Consider the following 20,895-nt stretch of genomic DNA (forward strand, 5'->3'; position numbering starts at 1 on the left):
TATAATATGTTCAAATGGTTTCCAATGTAACGGAATCAGTCAGGAGGAAATATGAAAACAATTGTGTTAGTGTGTGCGGCAGGAATGAGCACAAGTTTGTTGGTAACAAAAATGAAAAGAGCAGCAAAAATTAAAAGCATAGAAGTTAATATATTTGCTGTATCTGTTCCAGAAGTTGATCTTACTGTAAAAAATAAAAATATTGATGTGCTGCTGCTGGCTCCACAAGTGAAATATAAAAAAAAATTCCTTGAAGAATTAGTAGCAGACAAAAATATTCCAATGGAGGATATTAATGTTCAATATTACGGAAAGATGGATGGAGAACAAGTTTTAGAACAAGCACTAACACTAATTGACAGCAACTGATTCAAAAAATAGACATTTAGGAGGTTTTATAATGAAAGCAGCAGTATTGCAAGGAACAAAACAAATCGAAGTAGTAGAGTTAAACGTGGACTCTCTATCTCCAAATGAGGTGCTTGTAAAGGTAAAAAGCTGTGGGATTTGTGGAACAGATCAGCATATATACCATGGGCATCCCGGTTCAGCAGCGGTTCATCCTCCCATTGTCCTTGGACACGAATTGGCAGGAGAAGTAGAAGAAGTGGGTTCTGAAGTGTCAACCTTAAAAAAGGGGGATCGCGTTTCAATCGATCCCAATATATATTGCGGAACATGTAAGTATTGCCGAAGAAATCAAGCTCACTTATGCAACAATCTCCAAGCGGTAGGAGTGACAAGAAATGGAGGCATGGGTGAATATTGTACGGTGCCTGAAGGTAACTGTTATCAGATTTCAGATGAAATGACATTTGAAGAAGCGGCACTTGTGGAGCCATTAGGCTGTGTTTTGCATGGATTTAAGAAAATTCAATTTTCCCCTTTAAATAAGGTGCTGATTATTGGCGGGGGCTTTATCGGTCAATTGTTTTTACAATTGGTGAAAAGCCAGCAAGTAGATGCTATTATTGTCAGTGAACCAGCTGAAAACAAACGGGAGATGCTTTACCAGCTTGGTGCGGATAGAGTTGTTCATCCAATGGATGCTTCTGGAATTGAAGCAGACGTGGTGATTGAATGTGTGGGCAGACAAGATACGATGGAATTAGCCGTTCAAGCTGCTAACAAAGGCGGCCAGGTACTGCTATTTGGAGTTTCTGCACCAGATACAAATATATCCGTTGCACCTTTTGATATATTTACAAAGGAGCTCGTTATTAAAGGTTCATTTATCAATCCATTTACACATGAAGAAGCGATCAAACTAATTGAGAAAAAAGTGGTAGATGTTCAATCACTTATTTCCCATCGATTTACAAAGGAAGAACTGCCAGTTGCAATGGAAAACTTTCAGAGTCTTAATATCGTTAAAGCTATTGTTAAACACTAGCAAAAGTGGTTTGTTTTTGCTGAACTTTTATTGTATTTAGTAAAAATCCACTCTCAGCAGCACCAAGTGAATACTGCTCATCATTGGAGTTTCTTCAGATAATCCCAAATCCCGTTTTTCTTAGAAAGAATTGGAGCAAGGGCTGCTGAACATTTGCGAGGAATATTGGGAGAACTGCAAATTATTGATGTTCGAACATATGCAACATTATCTTTATTTACTGGTTTTAAAGATTACAGCACTTTCAAACCAACTGACTTGCACCTGAATAATGTCAATCGTATGCTCGATCAAGTGATTATTTGGAACAAAGTGCTGAAACCGCTTCATAATGCTTAAATAAGATAGAAGTCAACCATGTGTTGGCTTTTTTTGTGTCTCCAAATTCATTAAAAGTTCTTATTATATACAGTGCGGCATATTGGCTATAAGCGAAAGTGAGTAATAAATATTCTTTTCTTGCAGATACTAGGGAAAAGTAAATGTAAGGAGCGTTTCCATGAATTCCAATCAGCAGGAGTTTTTCGAATCATTGGTTTCCCTTCAGAAAAAACTGTCAAGAGAAGGAATAGAGTACTGGCATCTATATTCAGATTTCGGAACATGGCAATTCTGGGCAGTTCTTCTTATGCTTATTTGTCCGGTCATTGTCTTATATTTTGTTATTGACCGCAAAAAAGTTTTTATAATTGGCTTCTTTGGATTTGCGGTCCATATATTATTTGCCTACACGGATGCATGCGGCATTCGCTTGGGATTATGGGGGTATCCGTATCAATTAATCCCATTTATTCCGAGTCTGTCTTTAGATGCAGCCATTATCCCAATTGCTATTATGATTGTATTTCAATGGACATTAAATCATCATAAAAACTTTTATTTATACTCCTTTTTAACAGCCCTTCTTTTTGGGTTTGGCTTTAAACCATTATTAGTCAGTATTGGTTTATTCGAAAAGTATCAATGGGTCAACTATTTTTATATCTTTTTAATTTACCTTGTACTGTATTGGCTAGGGCATTTGCTGACAACAATATTTTTCCGATTGCAGGATAGTCAGAAAGAAAAAGAAGTGTAGTTGAAATAAGCAAGAGGAAGGTTCAGAGAACCTTCCTCTTGCTTATGCTATAACTCAAATCGTTCTAATTTTCTTTGGAGATGTTTGATAATTGGTCAAAAGATGGGCGGATTTCCGTATATCTTCATATAATGCTGCTCCTTCTTGTATTTGGGCAGATATGGTTTGAAGAGCCTGTGTAAGGTTCTTAAAGGCTAGTCCCCCATTATTTGGTTAATACGTAATGTGATTTTTTTGAAAACAATCACATTATTTTTCTTGTATTGGCAAATAATAACAAGATTAAGAGTGCCAGACATTCAAAGGAGGAAGCCATGAGAAATTATTATCCAACCAATCAAGAAAGACGGTTTAAAGCATATGTTAGCTCGATGGGAACGACACAGCTTCATTTGCGTAATCCATATATCATTGCTTGGTGGTCGGCGGCATTTCCTGGTTTTGGTCATCTCCTTTTGTCTAAATATCTTAGAGGCTATGCATTATTCTTATGGGAAATTCTCGTTAATAATATGTCTCACTTAAATCATGCAATGGTTTACTCGTTTGTGGGAAATATCAAAATGGCGAAGGAAGTGATTGAACCTAGATGGCTGCTTATGTATATTCCAGTTTATATTTTTGCAATTTGGGACAGTTATCGAACATCTGTTGATATGAACAAAGTATTCCTATTGGCTGAAAGAGAAAATGCTGAGTTTAGTTCGTATAGTATTGGTGCTTTTGAAATTAATTACTTAGATAAAAGAAGACCTCTTATGGCCATAGTATGGTCACTTTTTACTCCAGGATTGGGGCAATTATATATTCATCGGGTGTTAACGGCCATTTTTACGATGGTTTTTATGATTGCTTTTGTTTACTTTTCTAAAGTCCTTATTGCCGTTCACTACCTTTTTTTGGGAGAAGTAGAACAAGCAACCCAAGTGATTGAACCCCAATGGTTTTTATTTATGCCTTCCCATTTTGGATTTGCTATATATGATTCGTACGTTAATACCGTTGAAAATAATAAATTATTTGAGAGTGAACAAAAAAAGTTTCTCCAACAAAAGTATCAACAATATCGAGTGAACTTTCAAATATCTGAGAAAGAGGTGGAATAAATGCAAATATTCTCCACATTTGAGCACTCGTCGTATCTTGAACTAGCCATCACAAGTTTAGAAAAAGCAGGTGTAAAAAAACAGGAAATTCTTGCTGTTCCCCTCATGAATCGGACAGAGGAAAGAAGATTGTTTGATACACTTCATCGAGCGGATGGCATTAGTCTATTTGATAAAGGAGCAGCGATTGGAACAGCATTTTCTGTTATTGGAGCAGGTGTCGGATTCACTTTGAAGTGGGGTCCTATTTATTGGGGATTAATTGGTGCGGCAGTTGGATTTATGGTGGGATTTATGATCGACTACTTTATATATAAAGTTGTTTATAAAAGAAAAAGGGTTCTAAAAGGAAAAAAATCAGAAGTGGTTTTAGTTGTTGAATGTCCTAAAGAGTTAGTGGAGAGAGTAGAAGAGCTGCTTTGGGACCATCTTGCCTTAGGGGTAGCTAAAGTTGAATAATAATGTATACCGCTTATTTAACCAGCAGCATAAATGAAAAGGAATGTACTTCATTAGACATATATTAAGCTAAAAAAGAGGTGTGTTTTCAATGAAAAGGAAAAATTTTGATGAAAAATTTTTATGGTGGAGCCTCATTATAAACTTAATTGTAGTATTTACAATTATATGTAGAAAACCGCCAATAAAAGATTGGCTGTTAGTATATTTATTTAATGCTTTAACCAACGGCATTATCGATAGTTTTCTTTCAGCTTACAAAATTGTTAAATATCCAGTTCGTTTTTTTCCAAAAGTATTTAAAACACATATTTTATTTGATTTTTTAATATATCCCACTTTTACCATTTTATATAATCAAATGACAAAAAATGATAAGTTATTTACCATTTTTTATAAATTGTTTTATTTTACGATTCCAATGTTTCTAGTAGAATTCTGGGCAGTAAAAAGAACAGGTCTAATTAAATGGAATAAAGGATGGAAATGGTATCATACATTGATGGGTGTTACCCTTAAATCTTTCAGTACAAGATTATTTATCGGGGGAGTAAGAAAAATAGAAAAAAAGCAGGAAATGAGGATGTTTAGGGATTAATAAAGGTAAAATGGAACTTCCCCTAAGGATATGTAAGTTCTACTATTTATAATGTAAGGAAATATAGAGAAATGGAATGCTCCCCGATTTGTTTAGGATTGCAGCAATCGGAGAGCATTTCATCATTTAGAGCGATTGAGAATAAATTATTTATCTGTAAAAGATTTAAGCATCCACTGTATCGGCAGCAGCAGGGGCATTATATACTTTTGTATCCAAGTCTTTTGTCAGTTTACTAGTGACTACCCCAGCGGTCATGCTGCCGCTAACATTTAATGCAGTGCGTCCCATATCAATTAATGGTTCTACAGAAATAAGCAAACCTGCTAAAGCGACAGGTAGATTTAAAGAAGATAAGACTAGGATTGCCGCAAATGTCGCACCGCCGCCGACTCCTGCAACGCCAAAGGAACTGATGACAACAATGGCAATCAACGTAAAGATAAAGGAAGGCGTTAATGGATCAATGCCCACTGTTGGCGCAATCATAACGGCAAGCATAGCAGGATAAATGCCTGCACAGCCATTTTGGCCAATGGTCAGGCCGAATGAGCCAGCGAAGTTCGCAATGCTTTCTGGCACACCTAATTGTTTTGTCTGTGTGTTAATATTTAATGGCAGCGCACCAGCACTTGTGCGAGAAGTAAAGGCAAACGCCAATACTGGAAAAGCTTTTTTTACATAGGTAATTGGATTGACACCCATTATAAATAATAGAAGCAAATGAACAAGAAACATTGCGATTAAAGCAACATAAGAAGCGACTACAAACTTCCCTAATTTGACGATTGCATCCATATCGCTTGTTGCGACTGTTTTCGTCATAATCGCTAGAATGCCATATGGAGTTAAGCGCAGGATTAATGTCACAATACGCATTACAATGGCATAAATCGTATCAATGATTTTTGTGAAAAATGCAGCTTCTTCTGGTCTTTTGCGTTTGATGCCTAAATAAGCAATCCCAACAAATGCAGCGAAAATAACAACGCCAATGGTAGAAGTAGAACGAGCTCCAGTTAAATCAAGAAATGGATTTGCTGGAAATAATGCCACGATTTGCTGTGGAATCGTTTTTGCCTCTAAATTAGTTAAGTTATCTTCTAGATATGCTCCTCGCTGTGCTTCCGCATCTCCTTGATTGATTTGCACAGATTCCAAATTAAAGCCAGTTGTCGTAACAATCGCAATTCCTGCCGCAACCGCTGTTGTTGCAAGCAAGATGCCAATTGTTAATATACTGATCTTTCCAATGTTTTTCGTTAGTTTCAATCGTGTAAAGGACGCAACAATTGAAATAAAGACAAGAGGCATAACAATCATTTGCAGAAATTTCACATAACCGCTGCCGACAATGCTAAACCAATCGGATGTATTTAAAGTAACTTCATTGGTTGGCCCATAAATGAATTGAAGCCCAAAACCAAAGATAATTCCTAATCCTAATGCAGTAAATACCCGTTTGGAAAAGGATATATGTTTGCGTTGCATGATATATAATCCTGCAATAAATGCAGCTAAGATGATAATATTAATAAGTACCAAAAAATGATGCATAAGTATTTCCCCCTGTTATGTATTTATAAGTATGTATCAGTTATAAAATAACTATTCCGATAAGTCAACAAGGAATTTTTAAAAACAAAAGTAATTTGAATCTACTAGACTCTTTTTTTTCTTAGAAAAACCCTTTAAAAATGCAGGATTTAGCCGTTTATTCCTAATTATATAGAAAAAATAAAATTATACTTGCATAAAAAAAGGAAGATCCTCCTAGAAATCTTCCTTACAGAGTGTAGACAAAGTCAAAAATACAAATTTTCAGGCTGATTGAAAACGTCTGCCTTTTGAGGAGCGGAATTACCAAGGTAGGTAATGAGCATCCGAACAAGGCGAGCAACAAAAAAAGCGGGCGTTTGTCAACAGCCGCAAAGGAAGATCCTCCTAGGAATCTTCCTTATCCAACCCACTGCCTATACCTCAAACTTCTCCACAACACCTTTTAGTTCACGTGCCATTTTATTTAATTCCTCAATGGAAATGCCGACTTGATGCATGGACTCCATCTGGCTTTCAGTAGAAGAAGCTACATTCTGGACGTATTCTACATTTTCTTTGGCAATGCCGGATAACTGCTCAACCGATGCAGTGATTTCCTCCACACTTGCAGAAACCTCTTCAGATGATGCTGATACTTCTTGAATTTGAGCAGATATAGATTGGACAGCTTTGGCAATGTTTTTAAAAGCCAGTCCCCCATTATTCGCGGCATGAAGACTTGCTTCCATTTCTTCCTGGGATTTTAATGTAGAAGAAAGAGCTCCATCTGTATCCTTTTTTATGGTTGTGATTAAAGCAACAATTTCCCCAGATGACTCTTTTGTGCGCTCCGCAAGCTTCCTTACTTCATTGGCAACAACTTCAAATCCTCTTCCATGTTCCCCCGCTCGAGCTGCTTCAATCGCTGCATTTAAGGAAAGCAAGTTTGTCTGTTCAGAAATATCATGAATAAGTGCCGAGATTTCACCGATGCGGTCTGTCTTATCATGAAGACTGGTGATTGAATCAGATGTTTCCTTAACGGATATATCCAGTTCTGTTAACTCCTTAATGACTCCCTGTACAATCCTATTTCCTTCTGACGCATACTGATTCACGCGAACAGAATAATCAGAGGCTTGAGAAGAAGCGTTAGCAATATGCTCCATGCTTATAGAGACAGCATCCATGGCACGAGCTGTTTCCACTGCACTTTCCATTTGCATCGCAGAGCCAGATTCTACTGCATCAATGGCATTTTTCACAGCCGTCGCTTTGTCCTTTAAATCTTCTCGATTGCTAAGCAAACCGTTAGAAGTAGTATACAAATTACTTTCAATTGTGGTGATGCGGGAAAACATATCCTTTAAGTTTTTCACCATATCATTTAATGTAGATGCAAGCGTTTGGAACTCATCTTTGCGCTTAAAGCTTAGGGGAACAACAGATAAATCCCCTTTCCCAATCAAAGTCAGTTGTTTTGCCACAGCAAGTATAGGAGTTACAATCGAACGAGACATCCAGAATGCTACCGCAATGGCAACAATTGCAGTCAAAACCGCTAAAACTATAAAAAGCTGCTGTTGCAAGGCGTTTTCTTCCTGAATGGTATTATTGGTATGTATCATATTTGCATCCGCTGTTTCCTGAATGCTGATCCAAGCATTCATCGCATCTTCCGACCATGTTTGGCAATACTGCCTCATTAACGGAATGGCCCCATCAAAACCCTCTTTTTCATATGCAGGGATGACTTGGTCGATTATTAAGTTTTCCCATTTGCTGCTTTTGGCGACAGCATCTTGATAGCTTGAAGAATTCCCCATCAACTGCTTAATCTGTTCTTTTAAAGCAGCGGCCTTTTCTGTTTCTTCCAGAAAACGCTCCTTATATGTCTCATCCCCATATAATACATAACCCCGAGCCAACATCACCCGATTTGATACATTCAGCTCCATTTTTGTTGAAAGAGACACAAGAGCATAATCCTCCTCCATCATCCCATCAAGCTTGTAATCAGCATGCTTATTGCCATAAAACCCAAGTGAAGCAATGGCTGCAATAAATAGAAGAATCACACCAAAACCAGCAAGAAATTTCTGTCTAATACTCATACTTTTTTCCCCCTTGGAAAATGTAAAAAAATAGATGTAATTAAAAATATTTGAATTTGAAATATATAGTTAAAACTCCTCAACCAAAGACTAAGTACCCATTATTTTAATGAAGCAAACATATTAGTGTGTAAAAAGACCTACTTCTATTATGAACATATTGAATAAAAAGTCATCTTATTTGCTTTGGTTTCTATGAATTTTCTATTTTCAGCTGCTAGCTTCTAATAAAATAGAAAATATAACTCTATCCTTCTTATATTCTTGAAAGGCAATGATTCTGCCTCTTAATAGAGATATATACAAGCATTTGTAAAATAAAGATAAACTAAAAGGCTCTTTTCTGAAAGATTGTTGTTTTTAAATAGGTGTTGTAAACAAAAATAGTTAGGTAGATTGGAGCGAAAGGTGCGAGACTTCTGTGGGATCACCCGCCCGCCCCACGGAAATTTGCCTTCTTCGATACTTAGTGAATAGCAATAAAGTTTACGAAAACATCCAACTAAAAAAGGTGTTTTGACTTCCAAACAGTTAATTATCATAAAAAGTTTTTTTGTTTGGCAATAATTGATAAAATAATAAAGATATACATTTTAAGCATGAAAGATTTACTGGTAATAGTCATCGGGAATCCTGAAAGAACTAAAGTTTTTAAGGGAAAATGCAAAAAAATAATGGACTGCCGTATTGCTAAGGGAAGCTTGGATATACGTTTACATTTAATTTTCAGCAGAAGAATGAGGTTTATCACGCCATAACGGGCAGTAAAACCCCCGCTGATTGAAGTTTCACTTTATGTCTTGTTTTTGCAAGTTAAGCGCGTGATCATCTAAATCTGGGAAAATTCCCATTTTACAAGTTATAAAAGCAGGTGTAAGAATGAATAATAGACAAAAAGATTTGTTGAGAATACTGCTTCTCCATAAGGAAGGAGCACTGCAGATTAAGGATTTGGCGGAGGAGCTTGAGTGTGCAGAGAAGACGGTTCGCAATGATCTAGACCGGCTGGAAGAATTTTTGCAAGATTATCCTAATGTGAAATTGAGCCGCCGGCCTGGATTTGGAATATTGGCAGAGATCTCTGAGGAAGATCGGGCAAATATTTTTCAGAACTTGTTTTCGAATGAACCAAAAAAAGGGAAGGAACGGCTATTTGAAATTGCCTATGAGCTATTGACGAGCCAAAAGGCCATTACGCTGCAGTCTTTAGCCGAGCATTATTATTTGCCCAAGGCTGCCATAAAAAAAGATTTGGAAGCGATTACTATCTGGCTGCAGCGATTTGATCTTGAACTTGTTTCCAAACAGAGATTAGGCCATGCTATTCAAGGTTCTGAGCTGCAAAAGCGCAATGCATTGGCGCGTTTGTCAGAATTTACTCCATCGAATCCAGTGGAAAAGAATGATGTGCTCAATCTATTTTTGCCTTATGAAATCAGCATGATAAAAAAAGCTCTAATAGATATGCGAAATAAATTCTCCATTCCTTTCACAGAGGAGGCTCTAGAAGGTCTTCAGGTTCATGCGTTGATTATGCTCAAGCGAACTCGGCAGCGTTCTCCGGTTTTTATACAAGAAGCTGAAAAGGAAAGAATTTATGAACGAAAGGAATATCAATATGCCAAGTGGTTCTTTGAACAGCTCGAGCCCGTCTTTCGGGTTGCCTTTTCAGAGGAGGAGCAGATTTATTTTACCTGGCACTTAATCAGCAGCAAAAGAATAGGAGAGGAAGCGGGCCAGGTCACCCAGCATGATGAGGAAACAGTACAAGTGGTGCTGACATTTATGGATAAAATGAGCAAACTGACATTGGTTGATTTTATGAATGATTCCACGTTGACTAGTGGTCTTTTTGTACATATGCATTCTGTCATCAATCGAATAAGGTATGGATTTCCAATTATTAACCCGCTGCTGTACCATATTAAAAAGATGTATCCGTATATGTTCAATATGGTGATTTTAACCCTTGAGGAGATTAAGCAAAGTTATCATTTAGACATTCCAGAGGATGAAGCCGCTTACCTTACTCTTCATTTTCAGGCTTCGATTGAACGGATGGAAAGCAAAAAGGATATCAGGAAGAAGGCGCTAATTGTTTGCCATTTGGGAATGGGCATGTCCTATTTATTGGAGGCGAAAATTGAACAGCAGTATCAGGGGATTGAGATTGTGGCCTGCATTGGAAAGGCGGAGGTTTTAGCTTATATACAACGTTCTCCAGTTGATTTTATTATTTCAACTATGCCTCTTGAAAAAAGCGCTGTCGAGCATCTTGTGATCTCCCCGCTTTTTGGGCAAGAAGATCAGAAGCAGTTAAATCAGTTTGTCGATAAGCTGAAACGAAAAGGAACTCATGATAGACAATCAGCGGGCATTACCTCCATTTTATCCGAGGAGCTTCTATTTATGGACGTGGATTATGAACATCGTTATGAAGTGGTGGAAATGCTTGCTGATTCTCTATTTAAAAGAGGGTATGCAGAAAAAGAGTTTATCCATAGTGCAGTGAGCCGGGAGAGGATGTCTGCGACTGCAATCGGCGGGGCAATCGCCATCCCTCATGGCAATCCTTCCTTAATTAAACGATCTGCCATTGCAGCGGCAATCTTAAGAAAACCCCTTGATTGGGGAAATGAACAAGTTTCAGTAGTCTTTTTGCTTGCTATTTCCAAGGAAGACCATAAAGAGATTCGAGGAATTATTGGGAAGATTGCTTCACTAAGCGAGTCGCCGGCAATCGTGCATAAGTTGGTTCAAGCTCGAGATCAAAAGGAGTTTCTGCAATTGCTGGAAGAAAAAGAATCAGAATGAAAAAAAGGGTGGGCAGTTTTCCACCCTTTTTAGTTTTATCCGGCAATAACGGGCTTTTGACCCCCACTGAATTGAAGTTTTACTTTATAGAGAGGGAATTTTCGTTATTAAATTATTTTTACCGCAGCTTACGGTAAAAATAAAAAAAATTAACAGAAAGGACAGGAGGTATTATATAGGTAAGCGGTTACTTAATAGCTTTAAGGAGGAAAAACAATGAAAATACTAGCTGTTACAGCTTGTCCTGTCGGCATTGCCCATACGTATATGGCAGCTGAAAATCTGCAAAAAGCAGGAAAGGCGCTAGGTGTTGATATAAAGGTAGAAACACAAGGTTCTATTGGGGTAGAAAATGAGTTGACGGATCAAGAAATTGCAGAAGCAGATGGCATTATTATTGCTGCAGATAAAGAAGTTTCAAAGGATCGTTTCGCTGGCAAACGATTAATTGTAACCGGTGTACAAGATGGAATCAGAAAACCAGAAGAATTAATTAAGCGAATTCAAAATGGCGACGCTCCGATCTATAAATCAGAGGCAGCTTTAGATGCTGGAACCAAACAAAAAAAGTCTAAAGAAAATCCAATCTATAAACATTTAATGAACGGTGTATCTTATATGGTTCCTTTCATTGTAGTAGGAGGATTATTAATTGCGATTGCATTAACATTAGGCGGTGTGCAGACTCCTGGGGGAATAAAGATTCCAGACGGCTCCATTTGGAAACAGATTGAAAGCCTTGGCGCTGCTTCCTTTATGTTTATGGTGCCAATATTGGCAGGGTTTATTGCAGTAAGCATTGCGGACCGGCCAGGACTGGTTCCAGGGATGATCGGCGGTTATATTGCAGCCAACGGCAGTTTTTATGGAAGTGAAGCCGGTGCTGGATTTATCGGCGGGATTATTGCAGGATTTCTGGCAGGTTATGTAGCACTTGGCATTAAGAAAATTAAAGTTCCAAAAGCTGTTCTTCCTGTTATGCCGATTATTTTTATTCCAATCTTATCAAGTGTAATTGTTGGACTATTATTTATTTATGTTATTGGAAATCCAGTTGCAAGTGTGTTTGAAGCTTTAACAACATGGCTTGCTGGCATGCAGGGGGGAAGTTCCATTGTTTTGGCAATCATTCTTGGCGCAATGATTGCAGTTGATATGGGTGGACCATTCAATAAAGTTGCATTCTTATTTGGTTCTGCGATGATTGGCGAAGGAAACTATGAAATTATGGGACCAATTGCAGTTGCAATCTGCATTCCGCCAATCGGACTTGGACTTGCTACTTTTATCAATAAACGCAAATTTACACAAATGGAAAGAGATGCAGGAAAAGCTTCTTTCACCATGGGGTTATTCGGCATTACAGAAGGGGCCATTCCATTCGCAGCTCAAGATCCCCTTCGTGTTATTCCAAGCATTGTCGTAGGTTCAGTAGTAGGTTCTGTTATTGCGATGATTACCAGCGTAGGCAACAGAGTGGCCCATGGCGGTCCAATTGTAGCTGTATTAGGTGCCGTTGATCATGTTATAATGTTTTTTGTAGCTGTTATTGTTGGTGTCATTGTGACTGCTGTTATGGTAACAGCATTAAAGAGAAATGTGCAGGGAACTCAAAGTATGGATGCAGCGACTGTTGGAGCTGGAACGGCTGCTAGTATACTTGAAAGTGAAGAAAAGACAGCAATTGCTGACAATGCTGAAATTAAAAAATTAACAGATATTACGAATATTGAATTGATTAACACAGATTTAACGGGAAATACTCGAGATGATGTAATGGATGAATTGATTGCCAAGCTGGATAGAGAAGGCATTTTAAACTCCAAAAAGGATTACAAGCAAGCCCTATTAAACCGAGAAGGGGAAAGTTCTACTGGACTGGGGATGAATATTGCCATTCCTCATGGAAAATCAAGTGCAGTGAAACGGCCAGCTGTAGCTTTTGGCATTAAACGAAGCGGCGTAGATTGGAACAGCCTGGATGGTTCTGATGCGAAATTAATCTTTATGATCGCTGTACCTGAAAAAGCCGCTGGCGATGCTCATCTAAAGATTCTGCAAATGCTGTCGCGAAAACTAATGGACGACAGCTTTAGAGAAAAGCTATTGCAAGTTCAGACGAAAGAAGAAGCATTTAAGCTGCTTGATACTATTCAGTGATAGAGGAGAAGGGATGGTTCTTTTGTTTTAAAAGGAAACGAGAGCACCATTTCTATTCTATAAAATAATTTTAGAAAGAAAGCAAAAACTTGCTTTCTTCAGAGTGTAGATAAAGTCAAAAACGTACACTTTCAGGCTGATTGAAAACGTCTGTCTTTTGAGGCGTGAAGCCTAGAGAGGAGCGGAGTTACCAAAGCAGGTAATGAGCATCCGAACAAGGCGAGCAACAAAAAAAGCGGGCGTTTGTCAACAGCTTGAAGAAAGCAGGAACTTGCTTTCTTTTCTATCATATATAGGAGGCTATTATGTATAAAAACGAACCGATCTTTTTGCAGCCTGTCTTTCAAGAAAGAATATGGGGCGGGAAAAAACTAAAAACAGAATTTAGCTATAATATTCCAAGTGAAGAAACAGGAGAAGCATGGGTGATTTCTGCTCATCCTCATGGTCCAAGCATCATAGCCAATGGACCACTTGCAGGAAAATCGTTAGCTGATGTTTGGAATGAACATGGAGAACTTTTCAATAAGCTTCCTGACAATCAAGAAGAATATCCATTGCTTGTGAAAATCCTTGATGCCGCTGATAATCTTTCTGTTCAAGTGCATCCAAATGATCAATTTGCTCGTGAAGTGGAAAAAGTCCCTTATGGGAAAACAGAATGCTGGTATGTGCTGAGCGCAGAAGAGGACGCAGAACTTGTGCTTGGCCACCATGCTTTATCACAAGAAGAATTAGCGCAAATGATGGACGAGGGACAATGGGATCAGCTGCTTAAACATGTAAAAGTGAAGGCAGGAGATTTCGTTTATGTGCCAAGCGGAACCATTCATGCGATTGGCAAAGGAATCATGATTTTGGAAACCCAGCAAAGTTCTGATATTACCTATCGTGTTTATGATTATGACCGGACAGATGGAGCTGGAAATAAGCGCGAATTGCATTTGGAACGTGCCAAACAAGTCACAACTGTTCCCCATCAGGATGCTAAAACAGAATCGAAAGAAACGACAATTGGAGATTTAGCGGAAAAGAAACTGGTCGAGGAGCAGTATTTCACTGTTTATCATTGGCAGTTGAATGGAAAAGCATCTCTTAAATTGACACAAGACTTTTTGCAAGTAAGTGTGATTCAAGGAAAAGCAGCGATTACAATCGAAGGCAATTCATTTTCATTGGAGAAGGGCAGCCATTTTCTATTGCCTTCTGGAGTACAGGAATATGTGCTAGAAGGACAAGCTGAATTTATTGTTTCCCATGCGTAATTGGAAAGGACAGCTCTTATGTATGCTTTAAAGGCATAAGAGCTGTCCTTTTTTTATCCGGCATTAATGGGCAGTAAAACCCCCACTGATTGAAGTTTCGTTTTATGCTTAAGAGAAACAAGGCAGAGTAGAAAAATAACAGGGGAACTAAATGGCGCAATATTAAGCAAGCGGCTGATTTAGAAGATAAGGATACGAGCAAGCAGCAGAGGAAATGATAAGTGTATATATAAATAACGGATAAAAGAGGGGTAGACAATGGGCTATATTGAAGAAATAAGAGGCCTTACTGGAAGCAGGCCGCTAATCTTAAATTCAGCTGCAGCAATCATAAAAAATAAAAAAGACGAGCTATTATTCGTTTTTCGCAAGGATACAAACAATTGGGGACTATGCGGCGGATATATGGAATTAGGAGAAACCTTTGAAGAAACGATACTGAGAGAAATAAGAGAAGAACTTCATGTGGCTGATTCTTCGTTAAAGTTGTATGGCATTTTCTCAGGAAAAGAGTTTTACCACAAATATCCGAATGGAGATCAAGTATACAGCATTATTGCTTTATTTGAAGTGAGAATAGTAGGAGAAGCTATCAAAGTGGATCATAAAGAAATCAGCACGTTTCAGTATTTTCCTCAAAATAATCTTCCAGATAATATAACGAAGACAACAAAGATGCTTTTGAAGAGGTATTATCAATGAAATGCTCCTTACATAAACTAATAAAATTTGAGTTTTTTTCCTAAAATAGATTTCCTATCTAAAAAATGGGTAATGAATCCTATATTTTACATATGCATTTACTGGACATGCTGATTGCCCTTAAAATAAAAAGAATGGATCTATTATTTAGGAGGCTAACTATGAAGATAATTGCAGCAAAGTGGCTATGCTTTGCAGCTGCAGCCATTGTTTTAGCGAGCTGCAGTTCCCAGGAGCCAAGTACAGCGAATACAGATGAAAAGAGCACATCAGAAGCAGCAGAGCAAGAAGAGACAGCAGCAGAAGAAAAACAGATAGAATCGACCACCGAACCAAACCAACAACCTCAAATACCATTCAGCAGCAATAAGCAAGCACTTCCGCAAACATTGGAGGAAATGGTTCATTATCCTGTTGGAGCATTGGCAGGAGAAGAAACATCTTTCGCCGATGAGGCCGTTCAAAATACGTTAAGAGCTATTCCTGTTTATTCAGAGAATGCAAGCGAAGACGAACTAAATGAACTGCTTTATTTTGTCTATTCCTTATACAAAAAAGAGTATGAAGATCCTAAAGTAATAATTGATTTCTTATCGATTGCCAGTTCCCCAGATTCTGATGCTTTGCCAAAAGAACAGAAAACGGATACATTTAATGTGGAAATCATTCTTGACTCAAGTGGAAGCATGGCAAATACAATCGGTTCTAAAACAAGAATGGAGCTGGCAAAAGAGGCGATTAAGGAGTTTGCTTCCTCTTTGCCAAAGGAGTCGAATATCGCACTAAGAGTATATGGACATAAAGGAACAGGGTCTGATGCAGATAAAAAAATGTCCTGTCAAGCAAATGAGCTAGTATATGATATCCAGTCTTATGATGAAGGAAAGCTCAATGCTTCTCTCAATAAGTTTCAGCCGGCAGGATGGACGCCGGTAGCGGATTCCTTATTGGAAGCAAAAAAGGACTTAAGCAAATATGCAGGAGACGATAATCAAAATATTATTTACCTTGTCAGTGATGGCATAGAAACATGCGGGAAAGATCCGGTTGCCGCTGCAAAGGAAATAAAAACGTCCGAACTTTCTCCAATTGTGAATATTATTGGCTTTGATGTGGACAATGAAGGGCAGGCCCAGCTCCAGGCAGTGGCCGAAGCTGCCGGGGGCACATATGCCAATGTCCAAAATCAAGAGCAGTTAAAAGGAGAATTCAACAAAACGGTCGGCAGCTCCTTAAAGTGGCTTGCATGGAAAAACTCGCAACATTTGGATGCATTGTCCCAAAATTACAGCCAGCTTATCGATATTTACCAATTCAGCAACAGATGGACAAGACAAAGCCGCCAAGAACAGCTGATTATACAAAAATCGCTGCAGTCATTAACCAATAAAAAGCAAATAACGTATGAGCAATATAAAGTGCTAGTGAAAAAAATAGACGCATTTTATACCAATCAAATCAAACAAATCACCGCATTGCAAAAAGAATTATTAAATCAAAGAGAGGATAATTTAAAGGAGCATTTGGAAGAAGTAGAGAAGATATATGATGCGAATGTAAATGAAAGCTAAAAAGAAAAGTAGGTTAAATAAAACATGAAACGAATTTTACCCCATATTTACCTGGAAAATTGTAAGGAAGCAATAGAATATTATCAGCAAACTTTTGGTGGAGAAATTAAAAATGCTCAGCTTGCGGATGGAATGGAAATGTTCAAAGGGCATGAGGGCAAATATATTCATGCTGAGCTTCATATAAACGAAGCATGCATTCTTTATTTTGCCGATGTATTTGGAGAAACCAAAAAGGGCGATAATATATGGCTGATGATGGATGCTGAAACAGACGAAGAACTAAATAGCTTGTATCAAAAGCTGGCAGAAGATGGCCATATCAAAATGAAGCTGCAGGATACCTTTTGGAATTCCCGATATGCAGTGGTAGTCGATAAATATGGAGTGACTTGGGAGCTTAATTGCAGCAAGCAAAGAGAAGAAGCTTCTCTAAATTCAAGGGAATCTATCGAATAAAGAAAGCCATTAAGCACACAATAATTATAGTTATTTGAAACAATATATCATAATTATTGGAGGCTTTTGTTTTATGGCACAGCAAAATCAACCGTCGCAATTACCGCAAGCTACTCAATCTGTACAGCAAGTCCAACAAGCGGTCCAGCAGGCATTAAGCCAGCAGCAAGGACAACAGGCAACAGGGCAAGCAGCATCAAACCAGCAGCAAATGCAGCAAGCAAACCAAGCAATGCAGCAGGCACAGCAAGCGGTCCAACAAGCACAGCAGCAGCTGCAAAGCATTCAAACTTCCGATCTTCAAGAATTACAGCAATTGCAAAAGCTGCAGCAAGATGTGCAAAGGGCATATGACCAGCTGCAGCTAGAAAACCAACAACTCCTGCAAGCTCAGCAGCTTGTGCAGACAGAAAATCAGCATTTATACCAAGCCCAGCAGCAAGTGAAACAAGCACAGCAAAAACTAAAGCAAGAACAGCAAGATGTTCAAACAGCACAACAAGAATATCACCAAGCCCAATCCATTGTTTCGGCATATCAGAATAATCATTTATAGTAAAAAAGTGTTTAAAAGAGGCTGATGCATTACAGCCTCTTTTGCTTTATCCGGCATTAACGGGCAGTAAAACCCCCACTGATTGAAGTTTCACTTTATGTAAGGGCTACTTTCTAAAAGATTATTTTCTTTTGAATAATTTCCATGAGTAAATCCATGGTTAAAACAGGTTGATTGGAGTGGAAGGTGCGAGACTCCTGTGGGATTAGCGGGACAGGTGAGACCCCACAGTCGCTGTGCGACGAGGAGGCTCACCGACCGCCCCACGGAAAGCGAGCATCCTGAAACGGAAACCAACCTACTCCTTTAAAAGCAACGAAGTTTACGCAAATAGCCTATACAAAAACTCCCTCTCCCAAAGCCGCTCTTAAGGAATTTCTTCCATCCATTAGAAACCACTTTAAATAAATAAAAAAAATTGATACAGTAGTGATGCAGCAAAAAAATCCCAAACTCATACAAAATCAAACTTCTAAAAATAAACAGCAATTTTTTTTCTTAAGATAGATAGTATAATAGACTAATAAATAAAAAGGGGGAGATGAGCCGATGATAGATATTCATTGTCATATATTGCCCGGTATTGATGACGGAGCAAAAACCATAGAGGATAGCTTAGAGATGGCGAAAGTTGCAGCCGAAGAAGGCATTAAAACAATTATCGCGACACCCCATCACAGAAACAATCAATTCATCAACAAAAAAGAAGAGATTCTGCAATATGTGGAAGATTTAAATAAAATGCTTGTCCAACAAAACATGCCGATTAATATCCTGCCAGGACAAGAAGTGCGCATTTTTGGAGAAGTGCTGGAGGACTATGAAAAAGGGGAAATACTGACACTAAACCATACGAAATACTTGTTTATTGAATTCCCATCCTCTTCTGTGCCAAGATATGCAGAAAGATTATTATACGATATCCAAACACAGGGCATTATCCCAATTATCGTTCATCCAGAACGAAATAAAGAACTGCAAGAGAAACCGGAATTAATGTACAAGCTAGTCCAAAACGGAGCACTGACACAAGTGACAGGAGCAAGCGTCTCTGGCTATTTTGGCAAAAAGGTAAAACAATTTTCCGAACAGCTGATCGAAGCAAACCTGACTCATTTCATCGCATCAGATGCCCATAACACTTCAACCCGCACGTTTAAAATGAACCAGGCATTTGATGAAATCGAAGCGAAGTTTGGTTCCGATTATGTCTACTTATTTACAGAAAACGCCGAGCTGCTTATAGAAGATAAAAATATTTATAAAGAAATGCCGCAGCCGATTAGAAAGAAAAAGAAGTTTCTAGGGATATTTTAATGATATTCCTGGAGGCTTTTTTTTCTTAAAAGGCAGTAAAAAGGCGATCTTAGAAGATTTTGTGCTCCTAAGATCGCCTTAATATTAGGCAGTAAAATTACCGTCATAGCTTAACATAATGGCAGATTGTACACCATTTAATTTGGAAATGGTATTGATAAAGCTAGAATCATTATCCTTTACTCGAATTTCATATGTTACTTCATAATCATTGCCAGGCATAATGGATTTTGACTTAACAGAGAATTTCTTCGTCGATTCTGAGATAGTCTTTGCTAGTGCATCTTCCAATTCTTCACTGGAGTATTTAACCACTAATAAATATGGGTTTTCCACTTTAATTCTATTTGTAAATAGAATAAGTACTAATCCAATGAGAATAGCTCCTAAAATAACAAGGATAATGAAGCCTGCTCCACAAAGAATACCTGATACAATTGCCCAGAAAAGATAAACTAAATCCATTGGATCCTTAATTGGCGTTCTAAAACGGACAATCGATAATGCCCCTACCATCCCTAGTGACAATAAGACATTGGAAGATATTCCAATGATAATTAATGCAGTTGCCATAGAAATAATAATCAGGGAGATATTAAATGTATTAGAATAAATAACTCCTGAAAAAGTTTTTTTGTATACATAGTAAATAAACAATCCAACCCCAAAGGCTACTAGTAATCCTATTAGTGAATCCACGATGGAAAAACTGCTGGTCTTTTCTAAAATGCTTGATTTAAATATATCTTCAAAGCTAATATTACTCATATTATGTTCCTCCTACTATTTGTCCTAACTTATCCGTACATTCTGCTGATTTGATATTTCGAGTACGTTCCTTTTCTTCTGTCGCTGATTTGCAGCAGATTTCTGATCACTTCTGGCAGATATTCATCATATTTTACCTCCAGAACCGTGATAGCTGGATTTGTTTCTACCATTGGCAAATCTTTGTTTAATACATCATTATTGCGAAAGCTTGTTTTAATCGAGCTGTCAAATGTGACTCTGACATTTCCAGGCCGGTAGATAAAAACCTCTCGTTCATAATCAACTACTGTTAGAGGTTTTAACTGATATAAATTCATGTGGATATATAATTCTTTTATTAGTTCTCTAGAATCATCTTTCATCCAGTCGATATCGCCAAAACGAATTTTTTCATATTCTTCTGAAGTGATCCTGCATTTATCTTTGTATGTGAGATTATTCCGTTTGCTCTTTTTCTCTAGATTAAGCAGATTCGTATTATAGTCGTATAATCGCACACGAAACTTATCCCTGCTAAGCAAGCCTTCCTTTTTTTGGGTGAGGGCTTTGTTATCAAAATTATCAAAGTAAACACTTCTGATCAGATATTTGCCATCTTTAGAAGCATGGGGATCAATTTCCATTACATGCTTTAATTTATTTCGCAATAGATAACAATCTATTCTATTTAATTCATGCTTTAGCTCTGTCCGTCCTTTTAAGCCATTTAGCGTTTTTGCTTCCATTTGCAGTACTCCTTTCCCTTCACTTGCTAAACACATTATTCTTTACAAACCTTAATCTATCCTTAAGATTTTTAAGAAAATATTAATTTTGCGTAAATGGATGATTTACAATCAGCTTGCTAATCTCTAAAGAAAAGATAACTAGATGGTTGCATAAGCTAAGGGAAGATAGATGAAAGAAAAAGGCTGTTTTCGTAAAGTTTGTTGCTTTTTGATAGGAAACGAAGCTTAACACCCTGAGTTGATTGGAGCGGAGGAAACTTGACTC

The 20,895-nt window shown here is 37.9% G+C and carries 18 protein-coding genes and 1 pseudogene; 15 read left to right on the forward strand and 4 right to left on the reverse strand.

What is annotated here, in order from left to right; genetic code table 11:
- Nucleotides 1-51 precede the first annotated feature (51 nt).
- The 7 genes and pseudogenes from NCCP28_RS21070 (at nt 52) to NCCP28_RS21100 (ending at nt 4,634) form a co-directional block, all read left to right on the forward strand.
- Nucleotides 52-369, forward strand: a complete 318-nt coding sequence (locus NCCP28_RS21070; RefSeq protein ID WP_248563190.1) for a PTS sugar transporter subunit IIB — start codon at nt 52-54, stop codon at nt 367-369.
- Nucleotides 370-400: 31 nt separating this feature from the next.
- The gene (locus NCCP28_RS21075) at nt 401-1,393 is read left to right on the forward strand and encodes a zinc-dependent alcohol dehydrogenase family protein (RefSeq protein ID WP_248563191.1); all 993 of its coding nucleotides are present in this window, start codon (nt 401-403) and stop codon (nt 1,391-1,393) included.
- A gap of 132 nt (nt 1,394-1,525) precedes the next feature.
- Nucleotides 1,526-1,732: pseudogene (locus NCCP28_RS21080) on the forward strand (NADPH-dependent oxidoreductase); the annotation flags it as partial.
- Between the two features lie 160 nt (nt 1,733-1,892).
- Nucleotides 1,893-2,471 (forward strand): CBO0543 family protein, encoded by a 579-nt coding sequence (locus NCCP28_RS21085; RefSeq protein ID WP_248563192.1) that lies wholly within the window; start codon nt 1,893-1,895, stop codon nt 2,469-2,471.
- Nucleotides 2,472-2,785: 314 nt separating this feature from the next.
- Nucleotides 2,786-3,577: a hypothetical protein gene (locus NCCP28_RS21090; RefSeq protein ID WP_248563193.1), complete on the forward strand. Its 792-nt coding sequence runs from the start codon at nt 2,786-2,788 to the stop codon at nt 3,575-3,577.
- Nucleotides 3,578-4,036: a hypothetical protein gene (locus NCCP28_RS21095; RefSeq protein WP_248563194.1), complete on the forward strand. Its 459-nt coding sequence runs from the start codon at nt 3,578-3,580 to the stop codon at nt 4,034-4,036.
- 91 nt (nt 4,037-4,127) lie between these two features.
- Nucleotides 4,128-4,634 (forward strand): CBO0543 family protein, encoded by a 507-nt coding sequence (locus NCCP28_RS21100; RefSeq protein ID WP_248563195.1) that lies wholly within the window; start codon nt 4,128-4,130, stop codon nt 4,632-4,634.
- 165 nt (nt 4,635-4,799) lie between these two features.
- Here the strand turns inward: NCCP28_RS21100 and NCCP28_RS21105 are convergent, their stop codons facing one another.
- Together NCCP28_RS21105 and NCCP28_RS21110 are read right to left on the reverse strand one after the other, a co-directional pair.
- Nucleotides 4,800-6,191, reverse strand: coding sequence for an L-cystine transporter (locus NCCP28_RS21105; RefSeq protein ID WP_248563196.1), 1,392 nt, complete (start codon nt 6,189-6,191; stop codon nt 4,800-4,802).
- Between the two features lie 416 nt (nt 6,192-6,607).
- Nucleotides 6,608-8,287, reverse strand: a complete 1,680-nt coding sequence (locus tag NCCP28_RS21110; RefSeq protein WP_248563197.1) for a methyl-accepting chemotaxis protein — start codon at nt 8,285-8,287, stop codon at nt 6,608-6,610.
- An 879-nt stretch (nt 8,288-9,166) separates the two neighbouring features.
- On the opposite strand from NCCP28_RS21110, the gene NCCP28_RS21115 reads away from it, so the two are divergent.
- The 8 genes from NCCP28_RS21115 to NCCP28_RS21150 all read left to right on the forward strand — a co-directional run bounded on the left by NCCP28_RS21115 (nt 9,167) and on the right by NCCP28_RS21150 (nt 19,131).
- Nucleotides 9,167-11,101 carry a BglG family transcription antiterminator gene (locus NCCP28_RS21115; protein WP_248563198.1) on the forward strand — a complete coding sequence of 645 codons (1,935 nt, stop codon included), beginning with the start codon at nt 9,167-9,169 and terminating at the stop codon, nt 11,099-11,101.
- A 216-nt stretch (nt 11,102-11,317) separates the two neighbouring features.
- Entirely contained in the window at nt 11,318-13,261 is a 1,944-nt protein-coding gene (locus tag NCCP28_RS21120) for a PTS fructose transporter subunit IIABC (RefSeq protein ID WP_248563199.1), read from the forward strand.
- A gap of 305 nt (nt 13,262-13,566) precedes the next feature.
- Nucleotides 13,567-14,526 carry a mannose-6-phosphate isomerase, class I gene (manA, locus tag NCCP28_RS21125; RefSeq protein WP_248563200.1) on the forward strand — a complete coding sequence of 320 codons (960 nt, stop codon included), beginning with the start codon at nt 13,567-13,569 and terminating at the stop codon, nt 14,524-14,526.
- 258 nt (nt 14,527-14,784) lie between these two features.
- On the forward strand, nt 14,785-15,228 hold the full coding sequence (locus NCCP28_RS21130; RefSeq protein ID WP_248563201.1) for an NUDIX hydrolase: 444 nt from the start codon (nt 14,785-14,787) through the stop codon (nt 15,226-15,228).
- A gap of 161 nt (nt 15,229-15,389) precedes the next feature.
- The gene (locus NCCP28_RS21135; RefSeq protein ID WP_248563202.1) at nt 15,390-16,799 is read left to right on the forward strand and encodes a VWA domain-containing protein; all 1,410 of its coding nucleotides are present in this window, start codon (nt 15,390-15,392) and stop codon (nt 16,797-16,799) included.
- A 24-nt stretch (nt 16,800-16,823) separates the two neighbouring features.
- Nucleotides 16,824-17,258 carry a VOC family protein gene (locus NCCP28_RS21140; RefSeq protein WP_248563203.1) on the forward strand — a complete coding sequence of 145 codons (435 nt, stop codon included), beginning with the start codon at nt 16,824-16,826 and terminating at the stop codon, nt 17,256-17,258.
- Nucleotides 17,259-17,331: 73 nt separating this feature from the next.
- The gene (locus tag NCCP28_RS21145) at nt 17,332-17,814 is read left to right on the forward strand and encodes a hypothetical protein (protein ID WP_248563204.1); all 483 of its coding nucleotides are present in this window, start codon (nt 17,332-17,334) and stop codon (nt 17,812-17,814) included.
- 549 nt (nt 17,815-18,363) lie between these two features.
- Complete coding sequence (locus NCCP28_RS21150) at nt 18,364-19,131, forward strand: tyrosine-protein phosphatase (RefSeq protein ID WP_248563205.1); 768 nt, start codon at nt 18,364-18,366, stop codon at nt 19,129-19,131.
- Nucleotides 19,132-19,215: 84 nt separating this feature from the next.
- Here the strand turns inward: NCCP28_RS21150 and NCCP28_RS21155 are convergent, their stop codons facing one another.
- Nucleotides 19,216-19,899, reverse strand: coding sequence for a DUF4956 domain-containing protein (locus NCCP28_RS21155; RefSeq protein ID WP_248563206.1), 684 nt, complete (start codon nt 19,897-19,899; stop codon nt 19,216-19,218).
- 29 nt (nt 19,900-19,928) lie between these two features.
- Complete coding sequence (locus tag NCCP28_RS21160; protein WP_248563207.1) at nt 19,929-20,627, reverse strand: polyphosphate polymerase domain-containing protein; 699 nt, start codon at nt 20,625-20,627, stop codon at nt 19,929-19,931.
- Nucleotides 20,628-20,895: the final 268 nt, after the last annotated feature.

Origin of the sequence: Niallia sp. NCCP-28, from assembly GCF_023168165.1 — a bacterium.
Taxonomy (GTDB): Bacteria; Bacillota; Bacilli; order Bacillales; family Cytobacillaceae; genus Niallia.